General features: G+C 45.1%; 26 protein-coding genes. 5 read left to right on the forward strand and 21 right to left on the reverse strand.

Translation table 11 applies throughout. The annotated features are described in order from the left end of the window. Window positions 1-63: 63 nt before the first annotated feature. The gene (locus LMH68_RS06390) at window positions 64-1128 is read left to right on the forward strand and encodes a site-specific integrase (RefSeq protein ID WP_102428675.1); all 1065 of its coding nucleotides are present in this window, start codon (window positions 64-66) and stop codon (window positions 1126-1128) included. A 137-nt stretch (window positions 1129-1265) separates the two neighbouring features. On the opposite strand, the gene LMH68_RS06395 is transcribed toward LMH68_RS06390, so the two are convergent. The 21 genes from LMH68_RS06395 to LMH68_RS06495 all read right to left on the reverse strand — a co-directional run bounded on the left by LMH68_RS06395 (window position 1266) and on the right by LMH68_RS06495 (window position 11767). Continuing rightward, on the reverse strand, window positions 1266-1964 hold the full coding sequence (locus LMH68_RS06395; RefSeq protein ID WP_229648344.1) for a hypothetical protein: 699 nt from the start codon (window positions 1962-1964) through the stop codon (window positions 1266-1268). Between the two features lie 176 nt (window positions 1965-2140). After that, window positions 2141-2272: a hypothetical protein gene (locus LMH68_RS06400; RefSeq protein ID WP_258166914.1), complete on the reverse strand. Its 132-nt coding sequence runs from the start codon at window positions 2270-2272 to the stop codon at window positions 2141-2143. After that, window positions 2272-2682, reverse strand: a complete 411-nt coding sequence (locus LMH68_RS06405) for a hypothetical protein (RefSeq protein WP_229648345.1) — start codon at window positions 2680-2682, stop codon at window positions 2272-2274. The genes LMH68_RS06400 and LMH68_RS06405 overlap by 1 nt, the downstream gene beginning before the upstream one ends. Further along, on the reverse strand, window positions 2679-3107 hold the full coding sequence (locus tag LMH68_RS06410) for a M15 family metallopeptidase (RefSeq protein WP_229648346.1): 429 nt from the start codon (window positions 3105-3107) through the stop codon (window positions 2679-2681). Before LMH68_RS06410 ends, LMH68_RS06405 begins: the two co-directional genes overlap by 4 nt. Window positions 3108-3166: 59 nt before the next feature. Further along, window positions 3167-3502, reverse strand: coding sequence for a hypothetical protein (locus LMH68_RS06415; RefSeq protein ID WP_229648347.1), 336 nt, complete (start codon window positions 3500-3502; stop codon window positions 3167-3169). Further along, window positions 3486-3911 carry a hypothetical protein gene (locus LMH68_RS06420; protein WP_229648348.1) on the reverse strand — a complete coding sequence of 142 codons (426 nt, stop codon included), beginning with the start codon at window positions 3909-3911 and terminating at the stop codon, window positions 3486-3488. Before LMH68_RS06420 ends, LMH68_RS06415 begins: the two co-directional genes overlap by 17 nt. Then, complete coding sequence (locus LMH68_RS06425; protein ID WP_229648349.1) at window positions 3908-4531, reverse strand: hypothetical protein; 624 nt, start codon at window positions 4529-4531, stop codon at window positions 3908-3910. Before LMH68_RS06425 ends, LMH68_RS06420 begins: the two co-directional genes overlap by 4 nt. After that, window positions 4528-5484 carry a hypothetical protein gene (locus LMH68_RS06430; RefSeq protein ID WP_229648350.1) on the reverse strand — a complete coding sequence of 319 codons (957 nt, stop codon included), beginning with the start codon at window positions 5482-5484 and terminating at the stop codon, window positions 4528-4530. Before LMH68_RS06430 ends, LMH68_RS06425 begins: the two co-directional genes overlap by 4 nt. After that, on the reverse strand, window positions 5465-5671 hold the full coding sequence (locus tag LMH68_RS06435) for a hypothetical protein (protein WP_048658788.1): 207 nt from the start codon (window positions 5669-5671) through the stop codon (window positions 5465-5467). Before LMH68_RS06435 ends, LMH68_RS06430 begins: the two co-directional genes overlap by 20 nt. Beyond that, complete coding sequence (locus LMH68_RS06440; protein ID WP_165901754.1) at window positions 5671-5817, reverse strand: hypothetical protein; 147 nt, start codon at window positions 5815-5817, stop codon at window positions 5671-5673. Before LMH68_RS06440 ends, LMH68_RS06435 begins: the two co-directional genes overlap by 1 nt. A gap of 3 nt (window positions 5818-5820) precedes the next feature. Next, window positions 5821-6093, reverse strand: a complete 273-nt coding sequence (locus LMH68_RS06445; protein WP_048666224.1) for a hypothetical protein — start codon at window positions 6091-6093, stop codon at window positions 5821-5823. Between the two features lie 9 nt (window positions 6094-6102). After that, window positions 6103-6918 (reverse strand): major capsid protein P2, encoded by an 816-nt coding sequence (locus LMH68_RS06450; protein WP_229648351.1) that lies wholly within the window; start codon window positions 6916-6918, stop codon window positions 6103-6105. Between the two features lie 12 nt (window positions 6919-6930). Beyond that, window positions 6931-7059: a hypothetical protein gene (locus LMH68_RS06455; protein ID WP_017081565.1), complete on the reverse strand. Its 129-nt coding sequence runs from the start codon at window positions 7057-7059 to the stop codon at window positions 6931-6933. A gap of 131 nt (window positions 7060-7190) precedes the next feature. Further along, window positions 7191-7955, reverse strand: coding sequence for a hypothetical protein (locus LMH68_RS06460; protein ID WP_229648352.1), 765 nt, complete (start codon window positions 7953-7955; stop codon window positions 7191-7193). After that, window positions 7915-8376, reverse strand: a complete 462-nt coding sequence (locus tag LMH68_RS06465) for a hypothetical protein (RefSeq protein ID WP_229648353.1) — start codon at window positions 8374-8376, stop codon at window positions 7915-7917. The genes LMH68_RS06460 and LMH68_RS06465 overlap by 41 nt, the downstream gene beginning before the upstream one ends. Then, window positions 8363-8935, reverse strand: coding sequence for a hypothetical protein (locus tag LMH68_RS06470; RefSeq protein WP_229648354.1), 573 nt, complete (start codon window positions 8933-8935; stop codon window positions 8363-8365). Before LMH68_RS06470 ends, LMH68_RS06465 begins: the two co-directional genes overlap by 14 nt. Next, window positions 8913-9230, reverse strand: coding sequence for a hypothetical protein (locus tag LMH68_RS06475; RefSeq protein WP_229648355.1), 318 nt, complete (start codon window positions 9228-9230; stop codon window positions 8913-8915). Before LMH68_RS06475 ends, LMH68_RS06470 begins: the two co-directional genes overlap by 23 nt. A gap of 65 nt (window positions 9231-9295) precedes the next feature. Continuing rightward, the gene (locus LMH68_RS06480; RefSeq protein ID WP_229648356.1) at window positions 9296-11179 is read right to left on the reverse strand and encodes a replication endonuclease; all 1884 of its coding nucleotides are present in this window, start codon (window positions 11177-11179) and stop codon (window positions 9296-9298) included. Next, the gene (locus tag LMH68_RS06485) at window positions 11160-11318 is read right to left on the reverse strand and encodes a hypothetical protein (protein ID WP_229648357.1); all 159 of its coding nucleotides are present in this window, start codon (window positions 11316-11318) and stop codon (window positions 11160-11162) included. Before LMH68_RS06485 ends, LMH68_RS06480 begins: the two co-directional genes overlap by 20 nt. Window positions 11319-11320: 2 nt before the next feature. Beyond that, window positions 11321-11503 (reverse strand): hypothetical protein, encoded by a 183-nt coding sequence (locus tag LMH68_RS06490; RefSeq protein ID WP_171342286.1) that lies wholly within the window; start codon window positions 11501-11503, stop codon window positions 11321-11323. 9 nt (window positions 11504-11512) lie between these two features. Continuing rightward, entirely contained in the window at window positions 11513-11767 is a 255-nt protein-coding gene (locus LMH68_RS06495; RefSeq protein ID WP_102428663.1) for a pyocin activator PrtN family protein, read from the reverse strand. Window positions 11768-11927: 160 nt separating this feature from the next. Here LMH68_RS06495 and LMH68_RS06500 point away from each other — a divergent pair, with 160 nt between their 5' ends. The 4 genes from LMH68_RS06500 (at window position 11928) to LMH68_RS06515 (ending at window position 14574) form a co-directional block, all read left to right on the forward strand. Beyond that, window positions 11928-12536, forward strand: a complete 609-nt coding sequence (locus tag LMH68_RS06500; RefSeq protein ID WP_229648358.1) for a S24 family peptidase — start codon at window positions 11928-11930, stop codon at window positions 12534-12536. A gap of 12 nt (window positions 12537-12548) precedes the next feature. After that, window positions 12549-12968 (forward strand): type II toxin-antitoxin system PemK/MazF family toxin, encoded by a 420-nt coding sequence (locus LMH68_RS06505; RefSeq protein WP_102533707.1) that lies wholly within the window; start codon window positions 12549-12551, stop codon window positions 12966-12968. A 668-nt stretch (window positions 12969-13636) separates the two neighbouring features. Beyond that, on the forward strand, window positions 13637-14095 hold the full coding sequence (zur, locus tag LMH68_RS06510) for a zinc uptake transcriptional repressor Zur (protein ID WP_017059941.1): 459 nt from the start codon (window positions 13637-13639) through the stop codon (window positions 14093-14095). Between the two features lie 17 nt (window positions 14096-14112). After that, window positions 14113-14574, forward strand: coding sequence for a chemotaxis protein CheX (locus LMH68_RS06515; RefSeq protein ID WP_017059940.1), 462 nt, complete (start codon window positions 14113-14115; stop codon window positions 14572-14574). The last annotated feature ends 11 nt before the right edge of the window (window positions 14575-14585 follow it).

A 14585-nucleotide genomic window follows, 5' to 3' on the forward strand; every position in this document is an offset into this window, starting at 1 on the left:
ACCTAGAATTAAACGGAATTACTTCCTGTAGTACCCCTCAAGTACCCCTTTAGGAGTTGGACAATGGCAAGTTATACCATCGAGACCAGAAAGCTAAAAAGCGGTGAACCAAGGTTCAAGGTAACAATCATCGTTAAAAAGAATTCGCGCATTATACACAGGGAAAGCAAAACTCTAAAAAAGAAAGCACTCGCTAAATCTTTCGGTAAAAAAAGGGTAGCTGAACTAGAAGCTCAAGGGGTACTCAATCAGCCAAAAACAGTCCCCCTTTCGGTACTCCTCGATTTATTCATGTCCGAACGAGATCTTTGGGACAATACAGGCCGCACCAAACGCTATGTGATTAAGATGCTTAGGGATTGCGACATCGCCCAAGTTGAGAGTAATCAGCTACGAACTAGCGACTTAATCGAGCACTGTAAAAACAGAAAAGGCGCAGGAACCAAACCCGCAACGATTTATCATGATATTGCTTACCTACGTTCTGTAATGAAAAAGTCTAAGCCTGTCTTCAACATCGACACCAATCACCAGATATTTGATGAAGCCGTACCTGTTCTGATTGATATGGGGTTAGTCGGTAAAAGTCAGAAACGAACACGCCGCCCCACATCTGAAGAACTGAAACTCTTAAAGCTTGGATTAGAACAACGTGAATCTTTCCGGCCAAACGGCACAACTCGAATCCCGTTCACCGATATTCTTGAGTTCAGCATTCTTACTTGTATGCGAATTGGTGAAGTCTGCAAGCTACGTTGGGAAGACCTCAATCAAGAACACAAAACGATACTCGTTAGAGATAGAAAAGACCCAAGGAAGAAAGAAGGTAATCATATGATTGTGCCGTTGCTTGGTGAGTCATTTGAGATTGTGCTAAAGCAGCCAAATAAAGGTGAGCTTATTTTCCCGTACAACTCACGAAGTGTGAGCACGGGGTTTCAGAGAGTTAGGAACGAATTAGGTATTGAGGATTTGAGGTACCACGATTTAAGAAGAGAGGGAGCGAGTCGATTGTTTGAGAAAGGGTACTCCATTGAAGAAGTAGCTCAAGTAACTGGGCATCGAAACTTGAATATTTTATGGCAAGTTTATACTCAGCTATTTCCACATAAACTGCATAATAAATAAAATTTAAACCCGTAAAGCGATTATGGGTCTCACACCCAAAAACAAAATAGGTGTGAGCACCTGAGTGGTCTATCAGTATCGATTTTGCTAATTAAACACTATATCAAGTAGCAAAATGGCTTTTGAATATCTTTCTATCAACTCTTTGGAGCACTACCCCAAAGTAAAGCTGTCTCACTTCCTAAAAGTCCTGCCAAGTAATCAATTCCCTGATGCTGCACAGTGAGGAGTACCCCACTATATGCCCCATTCATTTGCGTCAAAGCACATGATGTAGCACTTGCTTTTTCTACATTGAAATACGCTCCCTTACGCACTAAATTTCCAGTAACAGTACAAATACCATTAACAATAAATGAACCGTCAGCAAAGATTTCCCAAGTAGTACCATCAGTATCAGTATGCGTTCCTACAATTTCAGCCAACGGCAAAGAATCTGAAACTTTGTTCATCGAGTACGCTAAGTTCCTACCGTTAAAAGTAGCTTTTAGCTCCACAGAGGTATCATTAAAGTCTGCTGTTATTTCTTGGCTGCTATCTTTCAAGAAATCAACCTCGTCAGCATACGTTACACCTACGGCCTTCATCTGATTCTTGGTTGTAGTCGCGCTATCGGTAAAATAGACGCTATCACTTCCGAAATCCCCCACAATCAAATTATTTTCAGAACGAGAAGAATCAACTAACAGCACCGCAAAATCTGTACTATTAAAATAAATCCCATTGTTTGAAAATGAATCATTGCTTTCTGAGGTCGAACTGTCCTCATCACCGCCGCCACAACCTCCTACTAGAAGTAATACAGACGTAATTAAAAATACTGTTGATCCTTTCATCTCAATTATCCTTATTTACAAAAGCTCGAGCAAAAACTAGCAATCGCAAATAAGATAAAATAATAAATAATTATAATTTCAGTGTGATTTATGAAGTGAGTTTTGCTTTCACAACACGCCCATCTTTGACAAAGCGATACCCATTTTTTAACGTACCGCTTCTTTTGCCCCCTGTTTTAGCCATTCTTTTTACCCTCTAAAATTGTTTCAATGATGGTTAAGCGTTTATCTTGCTTCCATAACACAACGAGTAACGCTATCCAGGTCGGCGATAAGCCCATGCTGTTCAGTGAGACGAGTAGCTCCATTACTTACCCCTGAATTTAAATGAAAAGAACTCCAGTAAGTAACGCACCATAGAGCGAAAACCAAACGTGTCGATGACCACTGCGCCCACTATGTACCAATAGTACTCGGGCACAAATTCCAACGCTTTGAAGCCTTCTTGCACATACTCGGCATAGTCTGGGATAAACGATAAGATCAGAGGAACAAACACCACCAAGAGAATGAACTCGTCTTTCAGGCCGCGATCTTTGAGGCTCACCCTATCTAAATCGGCGGCCTGTTCATCCCCAGACTGTAAACGCTTCACTTGGGCTCGGTGACGCTCTTGCTCGATCTCATCTTGTCGTTTGAGAGCGTTCGCTTTATTGATGCCATGCTGCTTGTAGGCATCAATACCACCGGTAATGAGGTTTGCGATGGCGCCTATCATGCGTAAACCCGTTTATCGAGCTCCACATGAGGCCCATCTTTAAAGCTAACCCAATCCCCACCCCAGACAATAGGGACATTCAGCTCTTGCGCCGCTTGTTTAAACGCCCAACTGACTTGCTCGTAATAACTAAAGCCCCATGTGACTTTGTTGTTTTCGTCATACACGACAAAATCGATGGCATGCCCCGTTTGGTGCCGGCTTTTTTTGCTGTAGCCGTCTAATTGGCTGGCGCCTTTTTTGAAGAGTGCATTTTGCTCTTTGGCCGTTCGCTTTCCCGAGGTAATACCAAAATCAAAAGGGGTTAACTCAATCGCCCTGCGAACCACGCGCTTGAGATCGCCATGAACCCCAATCATGCGTGACTCACTTCTTGCTGATAACGCAAACTGACTAAGTGCCTTATCCACGGTTTTTTTGTTCATGAAATACACTCCTAGTAAAGTGAAGAGCACAACGAGCGCACTCAACTTTTGAATGACCATTATTCGAAGTCCGGTAACTGAGTCACCAGTAACGCTCTGGCTGTTGCTCGCTTGGAGAGAACCTCTTGAGGGACGTCAGCACCGGTTTCTACTTGGCGTACTAAGTAAAAATCTGTGGCTTCAAGGTATTGCTTAGCGAGCTGTCGTCGAGCGTAGCTCATGCTTTCCCGTACCATCGCCTCGTTAAGAACCACCTCTCTGTCTTGAACAAGGTAGTCACCCAAATTGCTTAATACGTCGTTGGTTAACTCAATATCAAGCGTCTCACAATCCTCTCTAGGCTGCGGTGCATTAACGGAGACAATGAGTCCCATGCGATTAACTTGTACTTTCATTGAATGAAGCCTCATTCTCTTTGCTTACCCTTAAATCGACTCCTGAGCCCATTCGAACTTGCATTTTTGTTGCTCCCTTGGGGATAACAATCGTGTGTATTGGGGAGGTTCTGGTGGTTGATTCGCCTAACTGATAAGTGCATTGCTGATGCATTAGAATGTCATTTTCATCATTGAGAGCCTCAATGCTATACCTTAGATAGGTTCTAAACGCCTCAATCGTAGATCGTCTTGAAGGCGCAACGTTTAAAGTCACCAATGAGAGCTCACAGGGGCGTAAAGGAAATTCCACACTATAGATACTCAAAGCACTGTCTGTGAATGCCACTGAAAAATTGCTATCTACATCAACAGATAAACCTTCGCCGCCTAATCGAGGGCTGTAAGATGGGTTATAAATGTCAATCATACGAACTCACCTACGCGGACCTTGTCACCAGCAACACCTTCTAGCATCAGGGCCTTGTTACTTTTAATCAGCACATGACCACCGGCGACAACCTCAATAAGCCCTTGAACCAAAACAGGGTGATCATTATCTTGAGAGGCTTGAATAAAGAGTCCTTTTCGCTCTTCGTTTCCCGCAATATTTTGCTCATCTCCCGTTAAATCCAGATGGCCCGTCTCAACCTTTTGCAAGGTGTAAAGGTCAGCAAGCTTCTCCACAGTTAGCTTGTCATTTTGAATGCGCGTCTTCACTTCTGCTTGAACGGTACTGACAGTGATGGGGGTTAAGATTTCGCTAATCGTGACGGAATTATTAATATCGATGTTTTGAGATTTGGTGCTGATGGGAATGTCCGCCACTTGATATTCAACCGTGACCAGTTCCGCCTGATGGTTAAAAAGTTCAAGCTCATCAAAACGAGTGATATCCACCGTATCACCCCGCCCGATTTCTGTAGGACGTAACGCGTCTCCGCGAAGCATGAGGGAGTGGCTGGCTTCACGAATGATGAGGTATTTGCCTGCCTGACCCGCGTTAAACTGAATGCTTTCGCCCGCGTTTAAGGTATGGAGTTGTTTCATTTCTTACGCCCCGAGACTAAATAGGCCATGGTCATTAACGTGCCGAGAATGCCCACCATAAGAGACACGTTTTTCAACAGCTCATTATTGCTTTCGTTCTCACCCGTTTGCTCTCTTGCTTTGGAAGCGTTCGCCATGGCAATCGCGGCTTTGGTGGTTTCCGTTTGTTGACCCGCCATGGATTTAATCGAATCTATCGCGTGCTCGCTCAGGTTCGTGTTTGCCCCTATCGCGTACTCACTCAGAGCAGCGTTGGACCCTAATGCACTCTCACCAAAGCTAAACGCGCCATCCAGTGCGCTTTCACCAAAACCAAGCGACGCATCTACGCTATCTGACGCCAAATCTAAGGCGTTATTGCCAAAGTTAAACGCCTCTTCTGCGGTCTTACCCGCCACCGCCATGGCACCGTGATCAGTCATGCTTAAATTAATGTCAGAGTTTTCTATCCCTGACAGAGCAAAGCCGTTGTTATCACCACCAATGCCCAGACTGTTGTTTTTGTTGGTGGTCGTGGTGATGGTTTTCGCATTGCTATTTGATTTACTCCGTCCACCCATATCATCAAACCTTATTTGTAATACGTGCTCATTCTTGTGGGTCTCAATCTCTCGCACGGGCAATTGCAATTTACGTTGAATGTAGCGATAAGCGCCGCGCTGATTAAAGTGAGCGCGAATAGAATCAAACCCATTCGCCACTCCGTGATTGAGAGCACTGAGCGTCCCGATGGCCATGTCACCCGCTAAAGCCACCACAACCAACTCCTTAGCGCCGGAGGGGTATTGCTCGCCGCGTAACAACATGAACGTGTCTTCGACTCGATAGAGGGACTCTCGCCCCGCTTTCACTTCAATTTCAGCTTGCTTGATGTAGTCACCAAGCGCTTTACTTAATTTCGGCTTGGCGTTTCCCCACGTTTCAGGAATTAAGTTACTTTCGAGTAAAAACATACAGCGCAAAAAGCGCCACGAGCGCTATTCCCCACCACGGTATGCCGTTATGACTGCCAAAGTTCATTGCGCCGGCCGTAAAGCCGCTGTTATTGGTGGTATTGGAGGTGTTCCCAGACGTTGCAGGTCCCGATGAGCCCCCCGTCAAGCCTCCGCCCCCCGTTAAAGAGGTGAGTGAGCCTAGCATTAGCGAAATACTCCTAATTTATAAGCAAGGTAGAGCAAAGCCATCACCGCAATCGCGGTTAAGGTTTTGTTGAGCCCCTGACTCACACCAACCCCAAGTGCCGTTCCAAGCCCCAGACCGCCCAAACCGATAAAAAGTAATGGCATGCGCTAATCCTTGAAGAGAACAATGAGAAGAACCACCACCAAGAGCGCCGCTATCCCACCACCGACATAAAGCAAGGTGTTATCTTTCGCCACGACAGCGCCACCTTGTGGCGTCGTCACGGCATTGCCATTATTGTCGACCACTGGGGTGTTTGGCTGCTGCGTGGTGTTGGGATTAGACGAATTCGCGTTGTGGCCAAATAACCAATCGGCATTTTCTCCCACGCTATCGAGTGCCCCTTCACCAAACTCCAACAGGTCATCAAAAAAGCTCATGCGTGCTCCTTAGTATTTACCTGCGAGCATTTCAGGGCGAACCACTTTGACCGATTCAATCAAAATAGGAATTGAGCCGGCTACGTCACTTGTGGTCACTGAAAATTTCAAATTAGAGCTGTGTTGTGTTGGAAAAAGCTCATCAATAGAAAAGCCACGCACAATCGGATCAAAGTGAAAATAACCGGCTTGCGGGGTACGTTCGTTCCGTTTGGCATTCGCTTCATTGATGAACTTGTTGGCTTCGTACTCTTTCACAAAGTCACGCTCAATTTCGAGCTTAGTAATGCCCGCGTGCATAAAGTGCGCTCGGCGCAAACTGATTAACGGGCTTGATACTAAGCTCGTAAACTCGTTTACCCCTGCGGCGTTCGCCGGCATGGTTTCACGCTTTATCATTGGAACCAAGATACGGGCAGGTTGCGCATTGGTGACCCAAGCATGAACCTGGATAGACAGGGGATCACCGCTGGCTTTCTCTTTGAACTGAACATCCAAATGAATGTTATCGCCCGCCTCCGTCACGAGTCCTGTGTAGCGAACCCCATTTTTAGTGCGAGCGGTAATGTCACTGAATGGGATCACGTAATGGCCAGTCGTATGAGCACGTTGCTTGTAGCGCTCTAACATCAGGATTTCACTGCCCGTTAAGACATAGATTTCCTCTGCATTCAGCGTAATCGACAAGCGTTCAATCTCGGCGGCCTCGGCATTCGTCTCTAGCACTAACTCATGGTAAGTTGGCCCAACAGGAATAGGCAGCGTGCCTTTTTGTCCCCAAGCGGCCCCGACCATGGAATTCAGTTTGATTGGTTTTACTGACATGTTTGTCTCCCCTTAAAACCAGCCACGTTTGCCGTTGATGAGTTGTTTGACTGCTTCTAACGTTGAGACGTTATTAATGATGGCAATCATCAGTAAGGTCAGTACAACAGCAATCAAGATGTTTTTATGCTGAGCTTTCATAAACTCCCCTGTCTCTCGACGTTGGATTTCGAACAGATACATTGAGTCTTTATAGAAGTGGAGTTGCGTTTAAAAAGAAAGGGGATTTAACCTATAGGTTGGACGGGTAACCTATAGGTTAAAAAGGCCGGTTATCGGTAGTTCAAATTGAGTCTTGAGCCTGACTGACAGTTCAGCGCCTTATGCTCAATATTACCGATACCATCACGGATCAAGAGGTATTCCGCGATCGGTTTTCCAATACGTTGCTTGTTGACCTTAGCGGATTTCAACGTCGCAATAGTATTCACATCCAACCCGCGTTTATCCGCAATCCATTGAGCATCACTCATGGAATTCACCGCGCCCACCCACCAAACGCTGGATTGCTCGGTCACGGTTTTCGGTACCTCTTGACCTCGTTGAAATATGGAGTGCACCACAAGGCCATACTGACGCCCGCCACGCAACAGCTCACCCGCACGACCTCGAAGTTTGCCAGAGGTTTCTACGCAGGAGGCTAACTCTTCTATCACCGTATAGAGCCGGCTTGCTCGGCCGTTCCCTACCGACCACACCACTGACGCGAAAAATTCTAACTCTTCATAGGTTGCCCCATTGGCTGGAATGTACGCCAACTTAAACGAGCCGCCACGACGACGCGCCATCACCAGCGATTTCACAAACGCTAGACGTGACTTCGTGCCGTGGCACATTTGCCCTTGAAACTTACTCCCCGCGTAATTGGCGTAGGGGTCAAAAAAAACTGCTTGTGCGGTTTTAGGGATTAACCCTAAATACTTAACGGCTGAGGTTTTTCCTCCTCCCGTTCCCGCTACATAGAGGGTGTGTTCAGCATCAAAGGATGGGTTAGCATTAACGGGATTCGGTAGGGCTAGGGGTTTTGGTTTGTTCACCCTCGACCTCCTTAGCTTGTATCAAGACGGCCATTTGTTGTTTAGACGTGTAGATCAAGCCCAAAACAGCAAGCACTAACGTGGCCTCTTCGATGTAGTCCCCAAATACTCCCATCAAGGTTGAACCATGTTTGGCAAAGACCGGTTGCGCGGCATCAATGACGGCTTTTTTACCTTTACCGTCAAATTCAAACTCAACCCCTGAAATAATGGACGTGGCTTGTTCGGTCAAGGCGAACACAATATCCAGTAACCCTGCCATGGCTTCGGTTTTATCTTCGGTTTCGGTTGAATCGGTTAGGTTAACCGAATCGGTCTCACCTTGCTCCTGTTGTTCAAGCTGATCAATGACCGCCCCAAAATCCCCCCAATCATCCACCGCCGCAGGCTCATCCAACAAGACCTCATTAGTTTGCTCCATGCTCCCCTCCTTGCGCTTGTTCGGTTGTGGCTTTCGGTTTGGGTAGCAGTTGAGAAAATGCCCAGAGGAGGAAGATAACCGACACCAACGCTGCTATGACTCGTTTAAAGGAAAACGTGCCTTGGGTGTTTTCTGCTTCTTCATCGTCGGCGGTTTCGGTTACCTCTCGGTTGGAAACCGCGTCTTTACTGGTTTCCTGTGTTTCTTCCTGTTCGGTTAACCCCTCGGTTAGCTCGGTTACCTCTATTCGGTTAGGTTCGGTTATCAAAACCGGATCAACCACCAACGGTTTCTCGGTGACCGTCGGTTGAAGTTCGGTTGAGTCAGCGACAAGATTCGCTTTAATGAACTTAGTCACTTCATGGCTATGTGAGCTGTTACCGCACTTCGGGCAACGGTAATACATCAATCCAATGTTGCGGCTGTTTTTAGGCGGTTCCCCTGTAGCGATGAGCTTCCCTTCCCCCACTTGATGGGCGCTGGCGACCGACTGACAAACTGGACAAGATATATACCCACGGATTGGGTTTTTATGTTCAGCCATGCTCCACCTCTGCACTTTCAATCTCATCAAGCTGCTGCTTTTGAGCCTCTACGACTGAGCGGTATTTCAGGCGAGCCACCCCATTGAGCTTTTCGAGGTGTTCAAGCTGCTCAAACAAGTTAACGGGAAGGCCTAACGCCTCCAGTGAAAGGTTGCCGCTCATCAACATTCCCATGGCTTTTTTCATGAGTGCGCCGGTGTCCATTTCTTTAAAACGGTCAATTTCCACTTTTAGGCTGGCTGTCAGCTTATCAGCCGCATCGAGGGCGGCTAAATCTCGTTGACACTCCTCAAGCGATAGTCTTTTCATTGTCTTCCTCTGTCTCTCGACGTTGGTATTGGATAAAGGCCCCTGATTCACATCGTTGGCGTGGGTTAAGTCACTCCCAACCTTCCATTTATCAGGCTGAGAGTGGTGTGCTTATCAATGGGGATTTTCGCCCCCATCGATAACGGTTTAAGCAAGCATTGAACCCCTTTCACGCTCCAACCCGTCACGTCCATCAACGCTTTTTCGAGCGGGGATATCTCCATTTCCGGCGGTGGGTTACACTTATTTTCAGTGCTCCAAGGTAAAGCGCTCCGCGCTTCTTGCACTTGCTTCAGATCCGATTTTTTAACCAATCGAAAGTGCTCGCTGCATGTCTCAATAAGTTTTCCGAACCAACGAAAACCAACCACACGTTTGGTCTTCTCACCGTACTTATTAAACTGCTCTTCATAGGCTAATTTGGCTTTGTTACCTAATTCACAAAAACCCTTCCATCTAGAGTTATCAGCGTGATCACGAAGTGAATCAAGTTCTTCATCGAATGCGGTATCTAATGGTTTAGCTCTTCGGAGTTGACGCCAAAGCCCCACTGCAGGAGAGCCCGATTGAGAAAATTGCTTAATTCTATGAATTGATGCCCATGCACGAGCCGATAAAGCATTTTCATCCGCTTCTTTCTCTGGCATATGAGCACCATTAATGTTTTTGGAAATGTATTTAATGATGTAGCCCGTTGCCGTCCCTTTCGATGGATCACATTGCTTAGCCAAGAAACGTTTTTCCTGAAGTTTCTTTGTTTTAAGCTCTTCATTATCTTCCTCTATAGCGATCTGACGGCATATATCCACTAGTTGCTCAAGCTGCTGTTTAGGACAATACAAAAACAAATGCGCGTGAGGAGTCCCATCTTTATGTGGTTCCGCCACCCGAAGACCAAACCAATCAACTTGATGTTTTTTGAAGAGAGCTCTCGCTCTTTTCCACTGAGCCATCAAATTTATATGGGCTTCTTTCGGTGTACACCCAACCCAATGCTTTGAGCTTCGGTGATACTTTCCCGGTAAAGTCCAAGTAATAAACACCCCTTCATAACCTAAATCGATCGCTCTTTCTTCGTCACCTCTAGAACGTACCACTAGCTCAATACGACGATTTTCATGATTCGCCGTCGTTCGTTTCACCACTTCACTCAAATCAAAAACGGTGTCGGTCTCTTCACTGACGACAACCATCGACTGAACATAATTTTCGGCTTCTATCTGCTTGCGGCGCCACATTTCAAATGAACGACTCGATACGTAACTTCTTTGCGCTTTTTCGCCCCCAACCCGCTCAAGTGCTATTTGAGCGAACTCAATATATTGATTCCGTAGATAAATGAGCTTGCGCACTAAATATCGAACATCCAAACAACGACGAATTGCACTTTCGTATTCACGCTCACAATCCTCAAGCGGCATCTGTTCGGTAATATATAACTTCGGAGGCTCAAGGTGGATTTCCTTCATCTGGGTTTCAATCGCTTGATAAGCCATATCTAAAGCAGACAAGTAGCTTTCCTTTAGCTCTACTTGGCGGATGTCATAGTGGAACACTTCGGTCAGGTTTAACGCCAAACGTTCCAACGCTTCGTCATTGGTCAGCGTAAAATGATCAAGTTGAATGTACGGTCGCAGCTCTGAGCACACGACTGGTTTGGGTTTGGCCTCTTTACGAGCATCTGCAAAGGGAAACTTATCTTCAATAATGGGTGAAAGTTTTAGGGCATGACTGAACACATCAACAGTAAAGAGTTCGAGATTTTTTCTATCAGGATTCTTACGCTTTTTACGCTTGATAAGTTGATGTTCAATATCCTCCTGAACAACACGGGGGAGCAGCTTAAAAAAATGATGACCAATTGACGTCTCTAGAGAAAAACGAGTCGCTTCATCACGGCTGGCCTGCTCTTTGAGCTGCTCCTCTACATTAAGATTTGTGTCTTGCATAGCTCGATACTCGCTTACTTATCAATTTAGCTTGTTGCTCAATCAACTCGCGTTGACGCGGCGACTTTGCATGACGATATTGATAGCGCTTAATCATCAATTTCAGATCATAGAATCGAATCTCTGTTGGTGTTTGCATGTCTACACCTCAAGACTTTCAAGTAATTCAATAGCTTCTTCAAATTGACCCAAAACAACAGAGAGATAACTATCCTCCTCGGAGTTAATAGATGGGTTCAACTGGCTTTCAATTAATCGATGTAACAACTTAGCTTCACTGGAATGAGTAAAATCGATGTTGATAGAATGCATAGGGGTTTCCATAATTCCTCCTCATCCATTCACTGATTGCCAATCGGTTTTTGCTAGCTCATATCGTTTCTCGATATACATAGCTAAATCTTCCACCCTGATCAGCGTTGGACTCCGTTCAGAGTCGCGTAGTTTGAAAGTAGGCACAGGAAAGTCATACGCCTTAGCTTTCTGCTCTGCGGTTTTCGGCAAAATCCCAAAAAACTCCTGACTTACGGCCTTTAATTCAACTGTCGGACTCTCGAAACGAGCCAGCAATGCGAAGTACATATTCATCTGGTCACCTGTGATACTCTGGTTTATTCAAGACGATCTAGAGCAATTAAGTAGCTCTAATCTTGCTCACTCACGGATGAGCACATAATGAGCTCAAAAAGCAATTTAAACGCTCAATTGTAATTATATAAGCACTTTATTGACTCCAAAGGGAGGGAGAATGGACATAATTGATGATAAATTATTAGAATTAAAAAAGATGACCGGCACGATTCGGAATATCGATTTGGCAGAAAGCTTAGGAGTTTCGTCGTCTACCATTCAGAACTGGCGTGCTCGTGGAAAAATACCGAAACACATAATCACGAAAGCTGAAGAAATCTCCTTGCACGGTAGCCTTGCTCCTACCAGCAGAGGGTATGTCTCAGTCAAACTCTATGAAGTCGAAGCCAGTGCGGGTTCAGGTTCACTTGTCGAAAACGAAGATCCCTCCGCTCTCCTCTTCAGCGAAAAATACCTGCGTAAAGATCTCGGTTACAAACCAGAAAATGTATTCCTCTTGTCTGTTCGTGGTGACAGCATGGCGCCAACGCTCAAAAACCAAAGCTTGGTTATGGTCAATAAAATTGATGATTTTGCGTCAGATGGGATCTATGTATTTCGGTTTGAAGGCGCCTTGTTAGTTAAGCGTCTGCAATTCTTACCTGAAGGAATCGAGGTAGTAAGCGATAACCCAATTTATAAAACGTGGGAGATCAGCAAGAAAGATTTAGAGCACAAAGACTTTCAAATCATTGGTGAGGTGGTTTGGTCAGGTCAGATAATATAGAGGTTATTAGAGTTGGCTATTAAATTTTCCCCTAAAGTAGGGCAAATACTTATGTGTGATTTTTACGGCTTAAAGCAGCCTGAAATGGTAAAGAATCGCCCCGTTTTGGTTGTAGGCACTAAGCCTGACGGTCATCAACTGGTAACCGTCGTTGCATTGAGCACTGTCGCTCCTGAGAAACCACAAAACTACCATATGCAGTTAGAAGACAACCAATTGCCTAGAAATAAGTTTTTTAGCAGAGGGACAACTTGGGTTAAGGCTGACATGATTTATACACTTAGCTTCGAACGTTTTAACTATGTATCTCTTGGAGTGGATAATGGGAAGCGAGTCTACTTCAAAAATAGATTAGGTAGAGAAAGCATGAAGAAGGTCTACTCCTGCGTTCTGCATGGCTTACATTTGGGCAATTTAAGCGATCACCTCTAATCTACTGTAATTACTCCTAATTACTAAAAATTGTACGTATATCGTATAAATGTATTTGCTTTTTCCCAGTCTGCAACATATGATCATCTTGTCAAAGCTTCTTTGGTTTACGCCAAAACGGAGCGCTAAGACTACATTTTTGAAATGTAGCCAGCCCACTTATCAGGCGATAACAAGCCCGCGTGGTGCTGCTGTAAAGACCCTCGCTTAGGCGGGGGTTTTGTCTTTTCTGGAGAAGCAAAACTTCTAACTAGTACTCCTATAGTACCCCTCAAACTAGCTCAGCCCTTGCTAAGGCTGCTTAATCAGTCCAATCGAGCATTGGAGCGACAGACAATCTACATGAATGTGTCATGGTAAAGTACCCTGGTAGCGAGTCAAAAAAATATGCTGGAATACCCAGCAAAAGCAAGGTCGGCTATTGTAAGTGCTATGCCCTGTTTGTGCTATATGAACTTTACCTCATACTTTTTTATAAACCTATTCACCAGTTCTCTAATTCAGCCTCATTAATCAGTTATGCCTTGAGTCACACTGTCATTTTGAGTTACCTTGTCTTATTCAAAGTCGTGGGTCACAATACGCTCTGTACCTGACTTTAATAGAAATCATTGGCTCCCAAAACGTAGTAACCTAGAAATAGGGTTTAAATAGGGATGTCCGATTGAATGGTGAAAAATTTGGACCACACATTAATAGAGCAAGTTGAAGGGATATGTGCATCGCGAGGCGTTAGATTAACACCTCAAAGAAAGCGAGTGTTTGAGCTCATCCTCTCTAATAAAAAAGCCTCCAGTGCTTATGAATTATTAGAGCAGTTGAAAGTCAGTGAACCGCAAGCCAAGCCACCTACAGTATATCGCGCTTTGGATTTCTTGTTGGAGCAAGGTTTCATTCACAGAGTTGAGTCAACCAATAGCTTCATATGCTGCTGCTCTTGCAATGCCAACAAACATTTCTCCCAACTACTGATCTGCGATAAATGTGGCACTGTGATAGAACTGCAGGACGATGCGCTTGTCACCCTACTCGCCAGTAACGCTGAGAAGCATGGCTTTCAATTGACGAATCATGTCATTGAATCGCATGGCATTTGCCAATCTTGCTCCTCCGAGATGAAAGAATAAGATTATAGAAGAACATTATGCGCGCTGAATTTGTAAACCCGTTTTTAGCTTCTTTGATGAACGTATTAAAAACGATGGCTTCTCTAGAATTGAAGCCACAAAAACCGAGAGTTAAGAAAGATGAAATCGCTCGTGGTGATGTATCCGGCCTAATTGGTATGGTGGGTACACAATCTCGTGGCTCTATGTCGATCACCTTTGATGAAGGTCTCGCTCTCGAAATCATGGAAAACATGCTTGGTGAACGACCAAACGGCCTCAACGAAGAAGTGACTGATATGGTGGGTGAAATCACTAACATGGTGACTGGCGGTGCGAAACGTATTCTTGCGGAAAGCGGTTTTGACTTCGATATGGCAACACCAATCGTGGTTTCCGGTAAAGGTCATACGATTCGTCACAAGTGTGATGGGGCAATCATCATCATGCCTTTCTCCTCTCAATGGGGTAATGCTTTCATCGAGATCTGTTTCGAATAACAGCTGTTTAT

Source organism: Vibrio sp. F13 (assembly GCF_020806305.2).
Classification (GTDB): domain Bacteria; phylum Pseudomonadota; class Gammaproteobacteria; order Enterobacterales; family Vibrionaceae; genus Vibrio; species Vibrio crassostreae_C.

Excerpts from the sequence above, each read along its gene's own strand:
- LMH68_RS06390 (WP_102428675.1), top strand. The coding sequence starts at position 64 with ATGGCAAGTTATACCATCGAGACCAGAAAGCTAAAAAGCGGTGAACCA.
- LMH68_RS06395 (WP_229648344.1), bottom strand. The coding sequence starts at position 1,964 with ATGAAAGGATCAACAGTATTTTTAATTACGTCTGTATTACTTCTAGTA.
- LMH68_RS06400 (WP_258166914.1), bottom strand. The coding sequence starts at position 2,272 with ATGGAGCTACTCGTCTCACTGAACAGCATGGGCTTATCGCCGACCTGG.
- LMH68_RS06405 (WP_229648345.1), bottom strand. The coding sequence starts at position 2,682 with ATGATAGGCGCCATCGCAAACCTCATTACCGGTGGTATTGATGCCTAC.
- LMH68_RS06410 (WP_229648346.1), bottom strand. The coding sequence starts at position 3,107 with ATGAACAAAAAAACCGTGGATAAGGCACTTAGTCAGTTTGCGTTATCA.
- LMH68_RS06415 (WP_229648347.1), bottom strand. The coding sequence starts at position 3,502 with ATGAAAGTACAAGTTAATCGCATGGGACTCATTGTCTCCGTTAATGCA.
- LMH68_RS06420 (WP_229648348.1), bottom strand. The coding sequence starts at position 3,911 with ATGATTGACATTTATAACCCATCTTACAGCCCTCGATTAGGCGGCGAA.
- LMH68_RS06425 (WP_229648349.1), bottom strand. The coding sequence starts at position 4,531 with ATGAAACAACTCCATACCTTAAACGCGGGCGAAAGCATTCAGTTTAAC.
- LMH68_RS06430 (WP_229648350.1), bottom strand. The coding sequence starts at position 5,484 with ATGTTTTTACTCGAAAGTAACTTAATTCCTGAAACGTGGGGAAACGCC.
- LMH68_RS06435 (WP_048658788.1), bottom strand. The coding sequence starts at position 5,671 with ATGCTAGGCTCACTCACCTCTTTAACGGGGGGCGGAGGCTTGACGGGG.
- LMH68_RS06440 (WP_165901754.1), bottom strand. The coding sequence starts at position 5,817 with ATGCCATTACTTTTTATCGGTTTGGGCGGTCTGGGGCTTGGAACGGCA.
- LMH68_RS06445 (WP_048666224.1), bottom strand. The coding sequence starts at position 6,093 with ATGAGCTTTTTTGATGACCTGTTGGAGTTTGGTGAAGGGGCACTCGAT.
- LMH68_RS06450 (WP_229648351.1), bottom strand. The coding sequence starts at position 6,918 with ATGTCAGTAAAACCAATCAAACTGAATTCCATGGTCGGGGCCGCTTGG.
- LMH68_RS06455 (WP_017081565.1), bottom strand. The coding sequence starts at position 7,059 with ATGAAAGCTCAGCATAAAAACATCTTGATTGCTGTTGTACTGACCTTA.
- LMH68_RS06465 (WP_229648353.1), bottom strand. The coding sequence starts at position 8,376 with ATGGAGCAAACTAATGAGGTCTTGTTGGATGAGCCTGCGGCGGTGGAT.
- LMH68_RS06475 (WP_229648355.1), bottom strand. The coding sequence starts at position 9,230 with ATGAAAAGACTATCGCTTGAGGAGTGTCAACGAGATTTAGCCGCCCTC.
- LMH68_RS06480 (WP_229648356.1), bottom strand. The coding sequence starts at position 11,179 with ATGCAAGACACAAATCTTAATGTAGAGGAGCAGCTCAAAGAGCAGGCC.
- LMH68_RS06485 (WP_229648357.1), bottom strand. The coding sequence starts at position 11,318 with ATGCAAACACCAACAGAGATTCGATTCTATGATCTGAAATTGATGATT.
- LMH68_RS06490 (WP_171342286.1), bottom strand. The coding sequence starts at position 11,503 with ATGGAAACCCCTATGCATTCTATCAACATCGATTTTACTCATTCCAGT.
- LMH68_RS06495 (WP_102428663.1), bottom strand. The coding sequence starts at position 11,767 with ATGAATATGTACTTCGCATTGCTGGCTCGTTTCGAGAGTCCGACAGTT.
- LMH68_RS06500 (WP_229648358.1), top strand. The coding sequence starts at position 11,928 with ATGGACATAATTGATGATAAATTATTAGAATTAAAAAAGATGACCGGC.
- zur (WP_017059941.1), top strand. The coding sequence starts at position 13,637 with ATGGTGAAAAATTTGGACCACACATTAATAGAGCAAGTTGAAGGGATA.
- LMH68_RS06515 (WP_017059940.1), top strand. The coding sequence starts at position 14,113 with ATGCGCGCTGAATTTGTAAACCCGTTTTTAGCTTCTTTGATGAACGTA.